The organism is Kocuria dechangensis, assembly GCF_014636775.1.
Lineage (GTDB): Bacteria > Actinomycetota > Actinomycetes > Actinomycetales > Micrococcaceae > Kocuria > Kocuria dechangensis.
This window is the reverse complement of the sequence record NZ_BMEQ01000003.1, coordinates 170,411-186,449: the sequence shown is the minus strand read 5'-3', so window position 1 is coordinate 186,449 and position 16,039 is coordinate 170,411. Positions and strand designations below refer to the sequence as shown.

The 16,039-nt window shown below is 72.1% G+C and carries 14 protein-coding genes, 1 pseudogene and 1 riboswitch; of the genes and pseudogenes, 6 read left to right on the top strand and 9 right to left on the bottom strand.

Features of this window, described 5'->3' with window-relative positions:
- Window positions 1–80 precede the first annotated feature (80 nt).
- Window positions 81–1,931: an FAD-dependent monooxygenase gene (locus IEW07_RS04540; RefSeq protein WP_188534708.1), complete on the top strand. Its 1,851-nt coding sequence runs from the start codon at window positions 81–83 to the stop codon at window positions 1,929–1,931.
- A gap of 23 nt (window positions 1,932–1,954) precedes the next feature.
- A complete protein-coding gene (locus IEW07_RS04535; RefSeq protein WP_188534706.1) occupies window positions 1,955–2,968 on the top strand; it encodes a LysR substrate-binding domain-containing protein in 1,014 nt (337 codons plus the stop codon).
- A 36-nt stretch (window positions 2,969–3,004) separates the two neighbouring features.
- On the opposite strand, the gene IEW07_RS04530 is transcribed toward IEW07_RS04535, so the two are convergent.
- Genes IEW07_RS04530 through IEW07_RS04520 form a run of 3 tightly spaced genes read right to left on the bottom strand, consistent with a single transcriptional unit; the run spans window position 3,005 to window position 5,633 of the window.
- The gene (locus tag IEW07_RS04530) at window positions 3,005–4,195 is read right to left on the bottom strand and encodes an acetyl-CoA C-acetyltransferase (protein WP_188534704.1); all 1,191 of its coding nucleotides are present in this window, start codon (window positions 4,193–4,195) and stop codon (window positions 3,005–3,007) included.
- Entirely contained in the window at window positions 4,192–4,893 is a 702-nt protein-coding gene (locus IEW07_RS04525; protein WP_188534702.1) for a CoA transferase subunit B, read from the bottom strand. The genes IEW07_RS04530 and IEW07_RS04525 overlap by 4 nt, the downstream gene beginning before the upstream one ends.
- Window positions 4,890–5,633: a CoA transferase subunit A gene (locus IEW07_RS04520; protein WP_188534700.1), complete on the bottom strand. Its 744-nt coding sequence runs from the start codon at window positions 5,631–5,633 to the stop codon at window positions 4,890–4,892. Before IEW07_RS04520 ends, IEW07_RS04525 begins: the two co-directional genes overlap by 4 nt.
- Window positions 5,634–5,776: 143 nt before the next feature.
- Here IEW07_RS04520 and IEW07_RS04515 point away from each other — a divergent pair, with 143 nt between their 5' ends.
- Window positions 5,777–6,568 (top strand): IclR family transcriptional regulator, encoded by a 792-nt coding sequence (locus IEW07_RS04515; protein WP_188534698.1) that lies wholly within the window; start codon window positions 5,777–5,779, stop codon window positions 6,566–6,568.
- Window positions 6,569–6,590: 22 nt separating this feature from the next.
- Here the strand turns inward: IEW07_RS04515 and IEW07_RS04510 are convergent, their stop codons facing one another.
- Window positions 6,591–7,355: a 3-hydroxybutyrate dehydrogenase gene (locus tag IEW07_RS04510; protein ID WP_188534696.1), complete on the bottom strand. Its 765-nt coding sequence runs from the start codon at window positions 7,353–7,355 to the stop codon at window positions 6,591–6,593.
- A 192-nt stretch (window positions 7,356–7,547) separates the two neighbouring features.
- Window positions 7,548–7,653, top strand: a riboswitch (SAM riboswitch).
- Window positions 7,654–7,665: 12 nt separating this feature from the next.
- On the opposite strand from IEW07_RS04510, the gene IEW07_RS04505 reads away from it, so the two are divergent.
- From IEW07_RS04505 to IEW07_RS04495, 3 genes are all read left to right on the top strand, one after another.
- Window positions 7,666–8,868, top strand: coding sequence for a cobalamin-independent methionine synthase II family protein (locus tag IEW07_RS04505; protein WP_188534694.1), 1,203 nt, complete (start codon window positions 7,666–7,668; stop codon window positions 8,866–8,868).
- 64 nt (window positions 8,869–8,932) lie between these two features.
- Complete coding sequence (locus IEW07_RS04500) at window positions 8,933–10,150, top strand: cobalamin-independent methionine synthase II family protein (RefSeq protein WP_188534692.1); 1,218 nt, start codon at window positions 8,933–8,935, stop codon at window positions 10,148–10,150.
- A 293-nt stretch (window positions 10,151–10,443) separates the two neighbouring features.
- Complete coding sequence (locus IEW07_RS04495; protein ID WP_188534690.1) at window positions 10,444–11,871, top strand: MFS transporter; 1,428 nt, start codon at window positions 10,444–10,446, stop codon at window positions 11,869–11,871.
- A gap of 43 nt (window positions 11,872–11,914) precedes the next feature.
- Here IEW07_RS04495 and IEW07_RS04490 read toward each other — a convergent pair whose 3' ends face one another.
- The 5 genes and pseudogenes from IEW07_RS04490 to IEW07_RS04470 all read right to left on the bottom strand — a co-directional run.
- A complete protein-coding gene (locus tag IEW07_RS04490; RefSeq protein WP_188534688.1) occupies window positions 11,915–12,739 on the bottom strand; it encodes an efflux permease Rv1217c-related protein in 825 nt (274 codons plus the stop codon).
- A complete protein-coding gene (locus tag IEW07_RS04485; protein ID WP_188534687.1) occupies window positions 12,736–13,722 on the bottom strand; it encodes an ABC transporter ATP-binding protein in 987 nt (328 codons plus the stop codon). The genes IEW07_RS04490 and IEW07_RS04485 overlap by 4 nt, the downstream gene beginning before the upstream one ends.
- A 91-nt stretch (window positions 13,723–13,813) precedes the next feature.
- Window positions 13,814–14,761 (bottom strand): helix-turn-helix transcriptional regulator, encoded by a 948-nt coding sequence (locus IEW07_RS04480; protein ID WP_188534685.1) that lies wholly within the window; start codon window positions 14,759–14,761, stop codon window positions 13,814–13,816.
- Between the two features lie 130 nt (window positions 14,762–14,891).
- Complete coding sequence (locus tag IEW07_RS04475) at window positions 14,892–15,536, bottom strand: NAD(P)-dependent oxidoreductase (RefSeq protein WP_188534683.1); 645 nt, start codon at window positions 15,534–15,536, stop codon at window positions 14,892–14,894.
- Window positions 15,537–15,641: 105 nt separating this feature from the next.
- Window positions 15,642–15,761: pseudogene (locus IEW07_RS04470) on the bottom strand (helix-turn-helix transcriptional regulator); the annotation flags it as partial.
- Between the last annotated feature and the right edge of the window lie 278 nt (window positions 15,762–16,039).

Sequence of the window (16,039 nt, the reverse complement as noted above, 5' to 3'; positions counted from 1 at the left end):
CCAAGTAATTCAACCATTGATTATGTTGATGTGGCGCGCCTAACATCGGTCTGGCAGCAGAACCTCTACCAGGAGATCCCATGAGCGCCCTCAATTCCTTCTCGGTCCCCCACACCCCGCCCGCGCCCGGGTTCTGGGACGAGGTGCACGCGGTGACCGTGGTCGGCGGCGGGCCCGGGGGGCTGGCCACCGCCCTGGGGCTCGTGAAGCGGGGCGTCCCCGTCGTCCTCGTGGAGGCCCGTGACACCGTCTCGGTGGGCTCCCGGGCGATCTGCACCTCCCGGCACTCCCTGGAGATCCTCGACCGGCTCGGTGTCGGGGACCGCGTCCAGGACCGGTCCCTGGTCTGGGACCGCGGCAAGAGCTTCTACCGGGACCAGCAGGTGCTCGAGTTCGTCATGCCCAACGACGAGAAGTTCGTCCGGCCCCCGATGGTCAACCTCTCCCAGGCGGACGTGGAGCAGTACCTCTACGAGGCGCTGCTGGCCGAGGAGCTCGCCACGGTGCTGACCTCGTGCGAGGTGACCGGTGTCCGCGAGCGCCCGGCGGACGCCCCGGTCAACGGCAGCGACCGGCTCGTGGAGCTGAGCGTGGCCACCCCGGACGGCGAGCGGACCCTGACCACCTCCTGGGTCGCCGCCGCCGACGGCGCCCGCAGCGCCGTGCGCCGCTCCCTGGGCCTGCGGCTGGAGGGGACCAGCTACGAGGGCCGCTACGTCATCGCCGACATCAAGTGGGTCAACGACTGGCCCACGGAGCGCTTCGTGTGGTTCGACCCCGAGTCCAACCGCGGCTCGACGATCATCATGCACAAGCAGCCCGACGACATCTGGCGGATCGACTACCAGCTGCGCGACGAGGACGACGCCGAGCACGAGCAGCGCCCCGAGGTGATCCGCGCCCGCATCACCGAGCACCTGGAGTGGCTCGGCGAGAAGGACGCGCAGTGGGAGATGGTCTGGTCCAGCCTCTACAGCGCCCGCGCGCTGGCCCTGGAGAGCTTCCGCCACGGCAGCGTCCTGTTCGTCGGCGACGCCGCCCACCTCGTGCCGATCTTCGGGGTGCGCGGGATGAACTCCGGGCTCGAGGACGCCGCCACCGCCGCCTGGCAGCTGGCCGCCGTCGTCACCGGCTCCGCGGACGCCGCGCTGCTGGACGACTACGCCGCGGAGCGCCGGTACGCGTGGGAGCAGAACATCTCCAACGCCACGCTGAGCACGCTGTTCATGACCCCGGGCAGCTTCGGCTACAAGGCCTCCCGCGAGGCGGTCCTGCCGCTGATCGGCTTCCGCCCGGAGCTGCGCCACCTGGTGGACCCCCGGCAGTCCTCGGCCACCCACGCCCGCGGCGCGGCCATCAACTGGGGCACCCCCGGGGCGCAGGCCGGCGTCCACCCCGGCGACCCCGTCGCGGACACTCGCCTGCCCGATCTCGGGAGCACCCTGTACCACGCCACGGGCCCGGGGTTCACCGTCATCGGCACCCCGGCGACGGCCGGGCTCGCCCGGCGCACCGCCGAGGCCTTCGCCGCGCAGTTCCCCGCCGAGGGGGCCACGGCGCTCGAGCTGAGCGCCGCGGACCGGGGCCTGCTCGGCATCGAGGGCGAGCACGTCGTCGTCGTGCGCCCGGAGGGCCTCGTCGTCGCGGTGCTGGCCCCGGAGGAGACCACCGACCCGGCGACGATCGCCGCCGGGGTCGCCGCCGGCCGCACCGGCAGCCGGCACGTGACCGAGCGCCGCACCCGCACCCCGGACCCGGAGGCCGAGACCGTCGAGACGGTCTGGCGCGGCATCAGCGAGGGCCTCGACGCCGCCGAGGACGACGCGGGCCGGATCGCGTTCCTGGCCAAGGCCGTGCTGCTGCTCGCCATGAACCACCCCGAGCCCGCCGCCATCCAGGAGGCCCTCGACCTGGCCGCGCAGCAGCGCTGACCCCTCCCGCCCCGACCCCGGAGGTGACCATCCGCGACCACGACGCCCCCGAGGGAGCCGACCCGCCCGGGCCCACCGGCGCACCGCCCTTCACCCTGCGGCAGCTGCAGATCTTCCTCGCGGTGGCCGACGCCGGGTCCATCAGCGCGGCCGCCGGCAGGCTCTGGATCTCCCAGACGGCCGTCTCCCTGGCCGTGACGCAGCTCGAGCGGACGCTCGGGGCCCGGCTCATGGTGCGCCGCCGCGCCCAGGGCATCCAGCTCACGCCCACCGGGCAGTCCGTGGCCCCCCTGTGCCGCGCGATCCTGGCCCAGGCGCAGTCGCTCTACGAGGAGGCCTCCGGCGACGGCGTGGTCCGCGGGGCGGTGTCGGTGGGCTGCTTCTCCAGCCTGGGCCCCTCGCTGATGCCCTCGCTGCTGCAGGCGTTCCTCTCGGCGCACCCCGAGGCGCGCCTGCACTTCCGCGAGGACCAGCTCGACCGCCTGGCCCCGGACGTGGTCGCCGGCACCCTGGACCTGATGCTCACCTACGACATCGGCGTGCCCCCGGAGCTCGAGCGGCTGCCGCTCGCCTCCTGCCGCGCCGGCGTCATGCTGCCGGAGGACCACTGGGCCGCCCGGGAGCCCGGACCGGTGGACCTGCGGGCGCTGGCCGCCGAGCCCTTCGTCTCGCTGGACCTCCCGCTCGCCGTCCAGCACGTCGACTCCGTCTTCCGCGCCGCCGGCACCGGCCCGCAGATCCGCTACCGGTCCCAGAACTTCGAGACCGTCCGCTCCTTCGTCGGGCGGGGCCTCGGCTGGGCGATCACGCTCCAGCAGCCGGAGACGGACCTGACCCACGAGGGGCTTAGGGTCGTCGTCCGGGAGATCGGGTTCCCCGCTCTCGCGCCGGTCCGCGTCGTGGCGGCCTGGAGCGGCGCCGCCCCGCTGAGCCGCGCGGCCCAGGCGTTCCTGGACCTGGCGCGCTCGCGGGCGGAGCAGGAACAGGAGCAGGAACAGGAGCGGGAGCAGGCGGACGCGGACGGCCCCGGCTCCTGAGGGAACCGGGGCCGTCCGCGCCGGGCGGAGCGGGGCTCAGTCGCGGTAGAGCAGCAGCGCCTCGCCCTGCCCGCCGCCGCCGCACAGCGACACCGCGGCCTTGCCGGACCCCCGGCGGGAGAGCTCGAATGCCGCGTGCAGCGCCAGCCGGGCCCCGGACGCGCCGATCGGGTGGCCCACCGCCACGGCGCCGCCGTGGATGTTGGCCTTCTCCAGCGGGTAGTCGAGGTCGCGCAGGGACTGGATCAGCACGGACGCGAACGCCTCGTTGATCTCGATGAAGTCGAGGTCCTGCACGGACCAGCCGGCCTTCGCCACGGCCGCCTCGATCGCCCGCGACGGCTGGGAGTGCAGTGAGGTGTCGGGACCGGCCACCTGGCCGGGGGCGCCGACGACGGCGAGCCACTCGAGGCCGTTGCGCTCCGCGTACTCGCGGGTGGTCAGCACCACCGCGGCGGCGCCGTCCGACAGCGGCGAGGAGTTGCCGGCGGTGATCGTGCCGTCCTTCTCGAACGCGGGGCGCAGCTTCGCCATGGACTCCGCGCTGGAGTCGGGGCGCACGCCCTGGTCGATGTCGACGACGAGCGGGTCGCCCTTGCGCTGCGGGACGGACACGGGGGCGATCTCCCGCTCGAACACGCCCTCGTCGGTGGCCCGGGCCGCCCGCTGGTGGCTCTTCGCGGCGACGTCGTCCTGCTCCTCGCGGGAGATCTGCCGCTCGGTGTTGCCGGACTCGGTGAGCTGGCCCATGGACACCGAGGCGGCCGCGTCGACCAGGCCGTCCCTGGCCACTGAGTCCTCGAGCTTGAGGTCCCCGTAGGTCTTGCCCTGGCGCACCCCCATGGCGACGTGCGGGGCGTTGGTCATGGACTCCTGGCCGCCGGCGACGACGATCTCGGCCTCCCCGGCGCGGATCATGCGCGCCGCGTTGGTGATCGCGACGAGCCCGGACAGGCAGACCTTGTTCACCGTCTCGGCGGGGACGTTCAGCGGGATGCCCGCGCCCACGGCGGCCTGGCGCGCGGGGTTCTGGCCGGCGCCGGCCTGCAGGACGTGGCCCATGAGGACGTAGTCGACCTGGTCGGGGGCGACCCCGGCGCGCTCGAGCGCGCAGCTGATCGCGTGGGAGCCCAGCTGGGCCGCCGTGAAGGAGGCGAGCTGGCCCAGGATCTTGCCCTGCGGGGTGCGGGCCCCGGACAGGATGACGACTTCGGTGGCGGTGCTCATCGGTTCTCCTCAGCGCCGCTCGCGGCGGCGGTCTCGGTGGGGACGGAGGCGGGGGCGACGTCCTGCAGGTCGGTGCGGAAGGCCGCCTCGGTCTTCTCGCGGACCTCGTCCTCGGTGACCCCGGGGGCGAGGGCGCGCAGCACGAGCCCGTCCTCCTCGACGTCGAAGACGCACAGGTCGGTGATGATCCGGTCGACGACGCCCACGCCGGTCAGCGGGAGGTCGCACTCGGTCTTGATCTTGGCGGAGCCGTCCTTGGCCACGTGGTCGGTCAGGACGACGACGCGCGGCGTGCCGGCGACGAGGTCCATGGCCCCGCCCATCCCCTTGACCATCTTGCCGGGGATCGTCCAGTTGGCGAGGTCGCCGGTGCCGGAGACCTGCATGGCGCCCAGGATGGCGACCTTGACGTGCCCGCCCCGGATCATCCCGAAGGAGGTGGCGGAGTCGAAGATCGACGCCCCGGGCAGCAGCGTGATGGTCTGCTTGCCGGCGTTGATGAGGTCGGGGTCCTCGTCGCCCTCGTAGGGGAACGGGCCCATGCCCAGCACCCCGTTCTCGGACTGCAGCACCACGTTGACGCCCTCGGGCAGGTTGTTGGCCACGAGGGTGGGGATGCCGATGCCGAGGTTGACGTAGTCGCCGTCGGAGAGCTCGGTGGCGGCGATGGCCGCCATCTCGTCGCGGGTCCAGCTCATGCCTGGCCTCCGTTCTGCTGGTGGGACTGCCCGGCCGCCACGGGCCGGGGGCGGACGGTGCGCTGCTCGATGTCCTTGGGCGCGCCGCTGTACTGCACGACGTGCTGGACGAAGACGCCCGGGGTCACGACGTGGTCGGGGTGGAGCTCGCCGACCTCCACGAGGTGCTCGACCTCGGCGAAGGTCACCTTCCCGGCGGTCGCGACGACGGGGTTGAAGTTGCGCGCGGTGTAGCGGTAGACGAGGTTCCCGTCCCGGTCGCCCTTCCAGGCGTGGACCAGGGCGATGTCCGCGACGATGCCGCGCTCCTGGACGTACGTCTCGCCGTCGAACTCGGCGTGCGGCTTGCCCTCGGCCACGAGGGTGCCCACGCCGGTCTTCGTGTAGAACGCCGGGATGCCCGCGCCGCCGGCGCGCAGCCGCTCGGCCAGGGTGCCCTGCGGGTTGAACTCGACCTCGAGCTCGCCGTCGAGGTACTGCCGGGCGAACTGCTTGTTCTCGCCCACGTAGGAGGCGAGCACCTTCTTCACCTGGCGGTTCTCGAGCAGGATGCCGAGACCCTTGCCGTCCACGCCCATGTTGTTCGAGACCACCGTGAGGTCGGTGACCCCCGAGTCCCGGACCGCCTCGATGAGGTCCCGCGGGATCCCGCTGAGCCCGAACCCGCCCACGGCGAGCGTCATGCCGTCCTGCAAGTGCTCCGCCAGCAGCTGTGCGGCGTTCTCTCTGACCTTGGACACCCTCGTCCCTTCCTGTCGGTGAATGTCGACCTACCACTCAATCTAGGAACCCACCACATACCGGTCAACGGTTCCCCCGCAATTGCGGGCGATCCGCTCAGCATCCGGCCAAAGCGGTGCCGAGTGTCCATATAGTGGAGTACATGACGGGGAAGACCGGGGAGAAGTCCGCCGGCGGCTCCGGCACCCAGGTGGTGCACCGGACCGCGCGGCTGCTGAAGGCCATCGCGGGGCGCGAGCAGGGCAGCACGGCCGCCGAGCTCGCGGCGGCCACGGGGCTGACCCGCCCCACCGTGCACCGGCTGCTGACGGGCCTGGCCGCGGAGGGCCTCGTGGACCGCTCCGCCGAGACCGGCACGTGGCAGCTGGGCCCGGAGCTCTACGTGCTGGGCGCCGTCGCGGCCCACCGCTACCCCATCCGGGAGCTCGCCGGCCCGTCCCTGCGCCGGCTCGCGGAGGCCACGGGCGAGAGCGCGTTCCTGTCGGCGCGCCGGGGCCCCGAGACGGTGTGCCTGGCCCGCGTGGAGGGCGCGTTCCCCATCCGCTCCCACGTGCTCTACGAGGGCCTGCGGCTGCCCCTGGGCGTGGCGTCGGCGGGCCTCGCGATCCTCGCGCACCTGCCCGAGGACGAGGTGGAGCGCGTCCTCGCCGCCGGCGCGCAGGCGCGCGCCGAGTGGGGCCCCCTGCACACCCCGGAGCGGATCCGGGAGCTGCTGGCGGACGTGCGACGGCAGGGCTACGCCGTGAACCCGGGCATGATCGTGGAGGGCAGCTGGGGCATGGCCGCGGCCGTCTTCGACGCGACCGGCAGGCCCGTCTACGCGCTGAGCCTCACGGGGATCGAGCCGCGGTTCGCCGGCGAGCGCCGGGCGCTGCTGGGCCGGGCGCTGCTCGCGGAGGCCCACCGGCTCTCCCGCGAGCTGGGCCACCGCTGAGCGGGCCACCGGCCCCGGGCCCTCAGCGCGCCGTCCAGCCGCCGTCCATCGTGTAGGAGGCGCCGGTGACCATCGCCGCGTGCGGGCCGGCCAGCCACGCCACGAGGCTGCCGACGTCCTCCGGGTCCACGAGCTTCTTGATCGGCGTCTCGCCGAGCATGATCCGCTCCACGACCTCGGACTCGGGGATGCCGTGCACCTTCGCCTGGTCCGCGACCTGCTTCTCGACGAGCGGGGTGCGCACGTAGCCGGGGTTGACGCAGTTGCTGGTCACCCCGTGGGCCGCGCCCTCCATCGCGATGGTCTTGGACAGCCCCTCCAGGCCGTGCTTCGCCGAGACGTAGGCGCTCTTGTACGGCGAGGCGCGCAGGCCGTGGACGGACGAGACGTTGACGACCCGCCCCCACCCCCGCTCGTACATGTGCGGCAGCGCGGCGCGGACCAGCAGGAACGGGGACTCCAGCATCAGCACCAGGATCCGGTGGAAGTCCGCGGGATCGAACTCCTGGATGGGGGCGACCTTCTGGATGCCGGCGTTGTTCACGAGGACGTCGACCTCGAGGCTGAGGTCCGCGAGCGCCGCGGTGTCGAGCAGGTCGACGGCCCACGCGCGGCCGCCGAGCTCGTCCGCGACGCGCTGCGCGCCGGCCTCGTCGACGTCGGCCACGACCACGTGCGCGCCGGAGCCGGCGAGGGCCCGGGCCGCCGCCAGGCCGATGCCGCTCGCGCCGCCGGTGACGAGCGCCGTGCGGCCCTCGAGGTCCTGCTGCTGGGGCGTCTGGGACATGGGGGTCCTTCCTCTGGTCCGTCGTGCCCGCGGGGTGAGGGGCACGGATCACCGCCACGGTATGTGATCCAGGCCATGTTCGCGAAGGACAGTGCCGCCCGGGAGAGCGCACCGGGTCGCGTCACACGGCGTCATGTCCGTCATCCGGGCGCCGAATGGCGCAACACGGACGCGTGCGATTGGATGACAACGTCACCATCCAGAGCGGCCGAGAGACCTGGCTCGACGACGCCGCAGCAACCCGGGCGCACGGACCCCTGTCCGGCGCCCCCGGTGCTACCGCCAGAACCGATGGAAAGGACAGCACCCCATGCTGCACAGCGCCGAGCGCATCCTCACGACCCACGCCGGGTCTCTCCCGCGCACCCCGGCGCTGCTCGAGGCCAACCGGGCGAAGGGCAGCGTCCCGGAGGCGGAGTACGACCAGCTCCTCCAGGACTCCGTGGTCGACGTGGTCCGGCGGCAGCGCGAGGCCGGGATCGACGTGGTCAACGACGGCGAGTACGGCCACGTCATGGCCTCGGAGGTCGACTACGGCGCGTGGTGGCACTACGTCTTCGCCCGGATCTCGGGGCTGACCCCCGGCGAGGTGGGGCTGTGGGAGCAGGAGCCGCAGCGCTCCTCCCCCGGCCACGTCGTCCTGACGAGCTTCGGGGACCGCAGGGACCGCCAGACCTTCAACGACGCCTACACGGACCCCACCTCGGGGATCACCACCGGCAAGCAGGCGCCGTTCCCGAAGATCACCGGGAAGCTGGAGTACACGGGCCACGCGGCGGTGGAGGCCGACATCCGCAACCTCAAGGCCGCCCTGCAGGCCACGGGGGCGAGCGAGGGGTACCTCGCCGCACTGTCCCCGGGCTCCTGCGCCCGGCTGGAGAACACCCACTACGCGGACGAGGACGAGGTCCTGGCCGCCTGCGCCGAGGTGATGCGCGAGGAGTACCGGGCGATCACCGACGCCGGGCTGGTCGTGCAGATCGACGACCCCTCCATCGCGGAGAACTGGGACCAGGTCAACCCCGAGCCCGGCGTGGAGGACTACCTCGCGTTCACCCGCAAGCGCGTCGAGGCCCTCAACTACGCCCTCGAGGGCATCCCGGAGGAGCAGGTCCGCTTCCACCTGTGCTGGGGCTCCTGGCACGGCCCGCACACCACCGACCTCGGGTTCGAGCACCTGGTGGAGCTCATGCTCTCCATCCGGGCCGGCGGCTACAGCTTCGAGGCAGCCAACGCCCGGCACGAGCACGAGTGGAAGGTCTGGCAGGACCACGAGCTGCCCGAGGGCAAGGTCATCATCCCGGGGATCGTCTCCCACGCGACCAACGTCGTGGAGCACCCGGAGCTGGTGGCCGACCGCATCGAGCGCTTCGCCCGCCAGGTGGGCCGCGAGAACGTCATCGCCTCGACCGACTGCGGACTGGGCGGGCGCATCCACCCGCAGATCGCCGCCGCCAAGCTCGAGACCCTCGCCCGCGGCGCCGAGCTCGCCTCCCGCCGCCTCTGGTCCTGACCGGCGCCGGCCCGGCCCGCCCGGCGCTCCCCCGTCTTTCCCGCCGTTCCCGAGGAGGAAACGCATGACCATGCAGAACACCGACCACGTGCAGACCACCCACGTGGGCTCCCTGCCGCGCACCCCGCGGCTGCTGGAGGCCAACCAGCAGTACGCCGACGGCGCCATCACGTTCGAGCAGCTCACCGACGAGCTCGCCGCGGGCGTCGAGGACGTGGTGCGCCGGCAGCGCGAGATCGGCGTGGACGTCGTCAACGACGGCGAGTACGGGCACACCATGTCCAGCGCCGTGGACTACGGCGCCTGGTGGAACTACTCCTTCGGCCGCCTCGGCGGGCTCACCCCGTCCGACGAGGACCGATGGGCGTCCACCGAGCAGAAGCGCTCCTCCCCCGGCAGCATCGTGCTCACGAGCTTCCCGGACCGCCGGGACCGCGAGCGCTTCCGGGAGGCGTACGAGGACCCGGCGTCGGGCATCCTCACCGGACGGTCCTCGACCAAGCAGCCCAAGATCACCGGGCCGCTCAGCTACACCGGCCAGGAGGCCGTGGCCTCGGACATCCGCAGCCTCAAGGCCGCCCTGCAGGCCACGGGCGGCGGGACCGGGTTCGTCGCCGCGCTCTCCCCCGGTTCCGCGGCGCGCGTGACGAACGAGTACTACAGGACCGACGAGGAGCTCGTCTACGCGTGCGCCGACGCGATGCGCGAGGAGTACCTGGCGATCACCGGAGCGGGGCTGGTCGTGCAGATCGACGACCCCTCCATCGCGGAGTCCTGGGACCAGATCAACCCCGAGCCCACGGTCGAGGACTACCTGGCGTTCACGCAGCTGCGTGTCGAGGCGCTCAACCACGCGCTGCGGGGGATCCCCGAGGAGCAGGTCCGCTTCCACCTGTGCTGGGGCTCCTGGCACGGCCCGCACACCACGGACCTCGAGCTGAAGTACCTCGTGGACCTGATGCTGACCATCAACGCGGGCGGCTACACCTTCGAGGGCGCCTCTGCCCGCCACGCCCACGAGTGGAAGGTCTGGAAGGACCACACGCTGCCCGAGGGCCGGGTCATCATCCCCGGCGTGGTCTCCCACTCGACGAACGTCGTGGAGCACCCGGAGCTGGTGGCCGACCGGATCGAGCAGTTCGCCGCGGTCGTGGGCCGCGAGAACGTCGTCGCCTCGACCGACTGCGGGCTGGGCGGGCGCCTGCACCCGCAGATCGCCTGGGCCAAGCTCGAGTCCCTCGTCGAGGGCGCGCGCCTGGCCACGGAGCGGCTCTACCGCTGAGCCCCCGCCCCTCACGCCCCCGCCACGCCGCAGGGCCCGGTCCTCCCGAGGACCGGGCCCTGCGGCGTTCTGCGGTCCCCGCACCGCCGGAGCTCCCCGTCTCCCGGCGGGCGACCGTCATGTTCTGCGCGGAGGGTGCCCTGTGTCACAATTCTGATACATCCTTTGATCATCCGGCCCGAGTGGTGACACAGTTCACTTCCGCCCGTAGTATCACTCCCAATACCGAACGTTCGGTCACTAGGCGTTCGGCTCCCGAGGACACGTCAGTCCCCGATCACACTGGAGATCCCATGGCGCACGACACCTCCGCCCCCGCCGGGCGGCACGAGATGTCCCACGAGGAGCGCAAGGTCCTCGCCGGCACCCTCGTGGGCACCACCATCGAGTGGTACGACTTCTTCATCTACGCCCAGGCCGCCGCCTTCGTCCTGGCACCGCTGTACTTCTCCCCGCTGTCCGAGGACAACGCCGGCCTCGCCCAGGTCGTCGCCTGGGCCTCCCTGGGCATCAGCTTCCTGTTCCGTCCGCTGGGCGCGGTCGTGGCCGGCCACCTGGGCGACAAGTACGGCCGCAAGATCGTCCTGGTCCTCACCCTCGTGGGCATGGGGGCGGCGACCATGCTGATCGGCCTGCTGCCGACCTACGCCGCGATCGGCGTGTGGGCCCCGATCTTCCTGGTGCTCCTGCGCATCATGCAGGGCTTCTCCGCCGGCGGCGAGTGGGGCGGCGCGGCGCTGATGGCCGTGGAGCACGCGCCGCGGCACAAGCGCGGGCTCTTCGGCGCGTACCCGCAGATCGGCGTGCCGCTGGGCATGCTGCTCGCGACGACCTTCATGTTCGCCCTGACCTCCGCGATGTCCCCCGAGGACTTCGCGGCCTGGGGCTGGCGCATCCCGTTCCTGTCCTCCGTGGTGCTCATCGTCGTGGGCTACCTGATCCGCAAGACCGTGGACGAGTCCCCGGTGTTCAAGGAGATGCAGCTGCGCAAGAAGGAGTCCTCGGCGCCGCTGGGCCAGCTCTTCAAGCACAACTCCAAGCAGGTCACGCTCGCGGCCCTGATCTTCGCGGCCAACAACGCGGCCGGCTACCTGGTCATCGCGTTCTTCGCCTCCTACGGCGCCAACGTCCTGGGGATGCCCCGTTCGCAGACCCTCGTCGCCTCCCTCATCGGCGGCGTGGGCTGGCTGGTCTTCACGATGTTCGGCGGCTGGATCTCGGACAAGATCGGGCGCGTGCGCACCTTCCAGATCGGCTACGCGATCATCATCCTGTGGGCCGTACCGATGTGGTTCCTGCTCGACACCGCCTCGCTGCCCCTGTTCGCCCTGGCGATCGTGATCCTGACCGTGGGCCTCGGCCCGTCCTACGGCCCGCAGTCCGCCCTGTACGCCGAGATGTTCCCGGCCCGGGTGCGCTACTCCGGCGTCTCGATCGGCTACGCGTTCGGCTCCATCATCGGTGGTGCCTTCGCCCCGATGATCGCCCAGCTGCTGCTCAACCAGACGGGCATGTCCTGGACGATCGGCGTGTACATCGCCGGCATCGCGACCGTCTCGCTCATCGCGGTGTCCCTGGTCCCGAAGAACATCCAGGGCATCGACCTGAACGTCCAGGAGGTGCACGAGGACTACGTCGCCGAGCACCCCGAGGCCGCCGAGATCCTCGCGGCGGCGAAAGCTGCTGAGGCCGCCGAGGCCGCGGAGAAGAAGCGCGGCTGAGCTCCGTCCCCGACCGACCGGGCCGCCCGCGGATCCCTGCGGCTCAGACCATGAGGTCGCGCCTGGTGAAGGATGCGGCTCCGCCCAGGGCGGCCACCAGGGCGAGGGCGGCCAGCAGACCCAGGCCCGACCAGTCGAAGCCGGTGGACAGGGGACGGCCACCGATGTACCAGTGGAACGGGGAGAGATCCTCCATCCAGGGCGCGTCCACGAGCGGGCCGAGATAGCTGAGCAGATAGGCCACGACGGCCGCTGCCGCGGACACGGCGAGGGCGGTCCCGCGCCGGCCGGTCGCGGCCCCGGTCGCGAACGCCACGGTGCCCAGGGCGCCGCCGAAGAGCAGCAGACCGGTGCCGGCCGCGATCAGGTTGACCGGCGACAGCTCCAGCTCCAGCAGCACGGAGAGGACGGCGAGGACCGTGCTGAGGGCGACGACCAGCACGAGAACGCCCACCCACAGCACGGCCAGGCGCTCGAGGTAGAGCTGGAGGCGCGAGACCGGTGCGCTCAGCTCCAGCTCGAGCGTCCCGTCCTCCTCGTCGCCGGCGATCAGCCGTGCGCCCAGCCCGATCGCGCACACCAGGGTGAGGATGGCCCCGAGCAGGGAGTACACCGTCGAGGAGACGTACCCGGCCGCGGTGGAGATGCTGTCGAAGCCCATCGCGGTGATGAACCCGGGCGGCATGGACTGCATCATCACCGCCATCTTGTCCCCGCCGATGCTGGGGTAGAACGCGGTGTACAGGGTCGCGACGGCCGAGACGGCCACCGCCCACAGCACCAGGGACCGACGACGGGTTCTCAGCACACCGGTCAGCACGGTGCCTGCTGGGGCGGTCGTCGCGCGGCCTCCTTCTCGGGCGGTCATCGCGCGGCCTCCTTCTCGGTGCCGGTCTCGGTGCCGGTCTCCGTGCCGGCGGGACCCGACGTCGCGCTGTCCCGCGGGGGGGTGCGGTCCGGTGCGCGGTAGAAGTCCAGGAACAGGTCCTCCAGCTCACGGTCCTGGACCTGCCAGCGCACCACGCGGTGCCGGGCGGCCGCGAGGAGCAGCGGCATGGGATCACCGCGGAGCAGGCAGCTCAGGCTCACCCCGTCGGAGGGGTCCAGGACCGCGTCCTGGACCCCGGGCAGGCTGTCGAACTCCGCCAGGGACACCGGTTCGGCGAAGCGCAGCAGCACCTGCTGGCCTGCGCGGGCGCGCAGGGCCCTGACGTCGTCGACGTCGACGACCCGGCCCTCACGGATGATCGCCACGCGCCCGGCGACCTCTTCGACCTCCCCCAGCATGTGGCTGGACAGGAAGAGCGTGGCGCCGCGGGCGACCGACTTCTGGGCGAGCAGGCGGAACTCCCGCTGGAGCAGCGGGTCCAGGCCGCTGGTCGGCTCGTCGAGGACGAGCAGGTCCGGCTCGTGCATGAAGGCCTGCACCAGCCCCACCTTCTGTCTGTTGCCCTTGGACAGTGCCTGCAGCGGACGGGACAGGTCCAGGGAGAACCGCTGGGCGAGCTCATCGATGCGGGGCCTCCCGCGCCCGCCGCGCAGGGCCGCGAGATGTCTCAGGTACTCACCGGCGTCCAGGCGCGCCGGGAAGGCCAGCTCGCCCGGCAGGTACCCGATCCGCATCCGCAGCTCGGCTCCACCCGCGGCCGGGGTGAGACCGAATACCTCGACGGTGCCGGCCGTGGGGCGCAGCAGGTCCACGAGCAGGCGGATGGTGGTCGACTTGCCGGCCCCGTTGGGGCCCAGGAAGCCGAACACCTCCCCGGGGTGGACCTCCAGGTCGACCCCGCGCAGGGCCCGGACCGGGCCGTAGTCCTTCACCAGTCCGCGTGCTCGGATGACGGGGGTCATGTCGTGGCTCCTCGGTCTCGGGGTTCTCGGTGTCCGCGGCGTGGCCGGCCGCGTCACCGGGAGGACCAGGGCCCGGCCGGCGGGGCAGCGGTCAGCGGCAGAGGGTGTCGCGTGGGCTGACCCCGTAGATCTGCCGGTAGTACTGGGCGAAGCGGCCCGGGTGGGCGAACCCCCAGCGGGCTGCGATCTTCTTCACGGTGTCCCCGGCGGTGGGGTCCGCGGCCTGCAGGTCCCGGTGGGCGGCGTCCAGACGGGTCCGGCGGAGGTACTGCGCAGGGGTCAGCCCCAGCGGGTGGTTGGCGCGGAACGCCCGCACCAGCGCCTGCGTGGTGGTCCCGGCGGCGCGGGCGGCGTCCTCGACGGTGATGGGGTCCGGGGCGGAGTCGTCGAAGAACTGCACCGCGAGCCGGTACCGGTGGGCCTGGGCCTCCATGGACAGGTACCGCTCGTGACGGTCCCCGACCAGGCGGAAGCACTCGAGCAGGCCCACGGAGAGATGGCGGGTGATCTGGCTGCGCACCAGCGGCTCGTCGAAGGCCTGCGTGCCCAGCAGCCCCATCCCGCAGTGCGCCACCTGCGACCAGTACTGTCCCAGCCGGGCGCTGACCGGGGCGGAGGAGGCGAAGGCCACCGGGGTGTCGGTGCCGTACACGGTGTCGGCGGTCTCCTGCACCAGCTCCACCGGCAGGTGCGCAAGGGTCACGTCCGCGTCCTCGATCACCGCCAGGGCCGGATGGCCGGGACGGAACAGCACTGACGACCCCGCGGCGGCGGCGCCGGCCTCCTCCCGCGTCTGCCAGTCGTACCGGACCCCGTGCACCTCGGCCACCGTGAAGGTCCCGGTGTCCCCCCACAGGGACATCACCCCGCCCACGTGCACCTGGGACACGGCCATCCGCTCGTCCCCGGCGCGGGACAGACGATAGGAGAACCGCGGATCGGTGGAGCTGTACCCGAAGTGCATCCCGGTCCGGTCCCCCAGCGCGGCCACCACCTCCGTGTCCGAGACCGTGAGCTCGTGGCGGAACACTCCACCCATGGGACGGCACCGCCTTCCGCTCGGGCCGCACCCGGCGCGGGTCCAGCTCACAGCGTCCATTCTCCAGAGCGGCCGGGCGGCACGCATCATTGTGACCCTGTGCAGGCGGTGGACCGGACCGTCGGCGACCTCAGTGGCTGATGGCCGGGGCGGCACCGATGAAGCGGTGCTCCAGGACCTGGGCGGCGGCGAAGCCGGCGATGTCGGCGGCGGTGGTCCACATGCCCACGTGGTCGTGCCCGAAGCGCCCCACGTACCCCACGCCGTGCCCCGCGCCCGGGGCACGGTGGACGAACCGCACGATCGTCCAGTCCAGGTCGGCGCCGGTGACCACGGCGAGCATCTGCTCCTTCTGCTGGTACCGCCGGGGATGGAGGGCCGCCATGACGGACCGGTGGACCCGCAGCCACGTGGAGGGCCGCTCGTTCGGGGAGATCCCCGTGACCGGGCCGCCGAGACCGATGTAGCGGCGCACACCGCGGGCCTGCATCGCGGCGACGATGTGGGTGGTCGCCCGCACCAGGGCCCCGTCCGCGGTAGGACGGTCCAGGCGGGGGTCCAGGGCGTTGATCACCGCCTCGCTCCCGGCCACGGCCTCGGCCACCGCGGCCGGGTCCGTGACGTCCCCGACCGTCACCCGCACGTCGCTCCCCCACCGGCCCGCGGCGGACCTCGGATCGACCACGAACGCCTGCACCTCGAACCCCCGGCAGAACAGGTGGTCGACGACCGCTCGCCCCACCGGGTTGTCGACTCCGAACACCGTGACGCGCATGCCTTCTCCCTTCGTTCCTCCTGTATTTTTCATTGCAAATGGACGAAAGTACATAGACACGGCGAAGCGGTCCGGGATATGACGCCACCCTCTCCGGTCGCCCCCTCAGATGATGCGCCGGGCGCGGGCCCGGTCGACCGCCCGGGTGCGGTTGTCCACGCCGAGCTTGTCGTAGATGTGCACCAGGTGCGTCTTGACCGTGGCCTCGGAGATGAACAGGGCCTTGGAGGTCGTCGACCTGCTCGTGCACGCGACCCGGCGCTTCGGCACGGCCACGGTGGTGGTCACCCACGACACCGAGTTCGTCCCGCTCGCCTACCGGTCCGTGACCATGCGCGACGGCCGCCTGCGCTGAGCCCCGACGGTTTGTGGGCCTTTGTTTTGTGGGCCTTTGTTTTGTGGGCCTTTGTTTTGTGGGCCTTTATGGGGACGGCGCCGGACACCGTCAGTCCAGCGGTCCGCAGTACCCTGATGAAAAGCCGCACATCAGCTTCTCCCCCCCC

Excerpts from the sequence above, each read along its gene's own strand:
- IEW07_RS04540 (WP_188534708.1), top strand. The coding sequence starts at position 81 with ATGAGCGCCCTCAATTCCTTCTCGGTCCCCCACACCCCGCCCGCGCCC.
- IEW07_RS04530 (WP_188534704.1), bottom strand. The coding sequence starts at position 4,195 with ATGAGCACCGCCACCGAAGTCGTCATCCTGTCCGGGGCCCGCACCCCG.
- IEW07_RS04525 (WP_188534702.1), bottom strand. The coding sequence starts at position 4,893 with ATGAGCTGGACCCGCGACGAGATGGCGGCCATCGCCGCCACCGAGCTC.
- IEW07_RS04515 (WP_188534698.1), top strand. The coding sequence starts at position 5,777 with ATGACGGGGAAGACCGGGGAGAAGTCCGCCGGCGGCTCCGGCACCCAG.
- IEW07_RS04510 (WP_188534696.1), bottom strand. The coding sequence starts at position 7,355 with ATGTCCCAGACGCCCCAGCAGCAGGACCTCGAGGGCCGCACGGCGCTC.
- IEW07_RS04505 (WP_188534694.1), top strand. The coding sequence starts at position 7,666 with ATGCTGCACAGCGCCGAGCGCATCCTCACGACCCACGCCGGGTCTCTC.
- IEW07_RS04500 (WP_188534692.1), top strand. The coding sequence starts at position 8,933 with ATGACCATGCAGAACACCGACCACGTGCAGACCACCCACGTGGGCTCC.
- IEW07_RS04495 (WP_188534690.1), top strand. The coding sequence starts at position 10,444 with ATGGCGCACGACACCTCCGCCCCCGCCGGGCGGCACGAGATGTCCCAC.
- IEW07_RS04490 (WP_188534688.1), bottom strand. The coding sequence starts at position 12,739 with ATGACCGCCCGAGAAGGAGGCCGCGCGACGACCGCCCCAGCAGGCACC.
- IEW07_RS04485 (WP_188534687.1), bottom strand. The coding sequence starts at position 13,722 with ATGACCCCCGTCATCCGAGCACGCGGACTGGTGAAGGACTACGGCCCG.
- IEW07_RS04480 (WP_188534685.1), bottom strand. The coding sequence starts at position 14,761 with ATGGGTGGAGTGTTCCGCCACGAGCTCACGGTCTCGGACACGGAGGTG.
- IEW07_RS04475 (WP_188534683.1), bottom strand. The coding sequence starts at position 15,536 with ATGCGCGTCACGGTGTTCGGAGTCGACAACCCGGTGGGGCGAGCGGTC.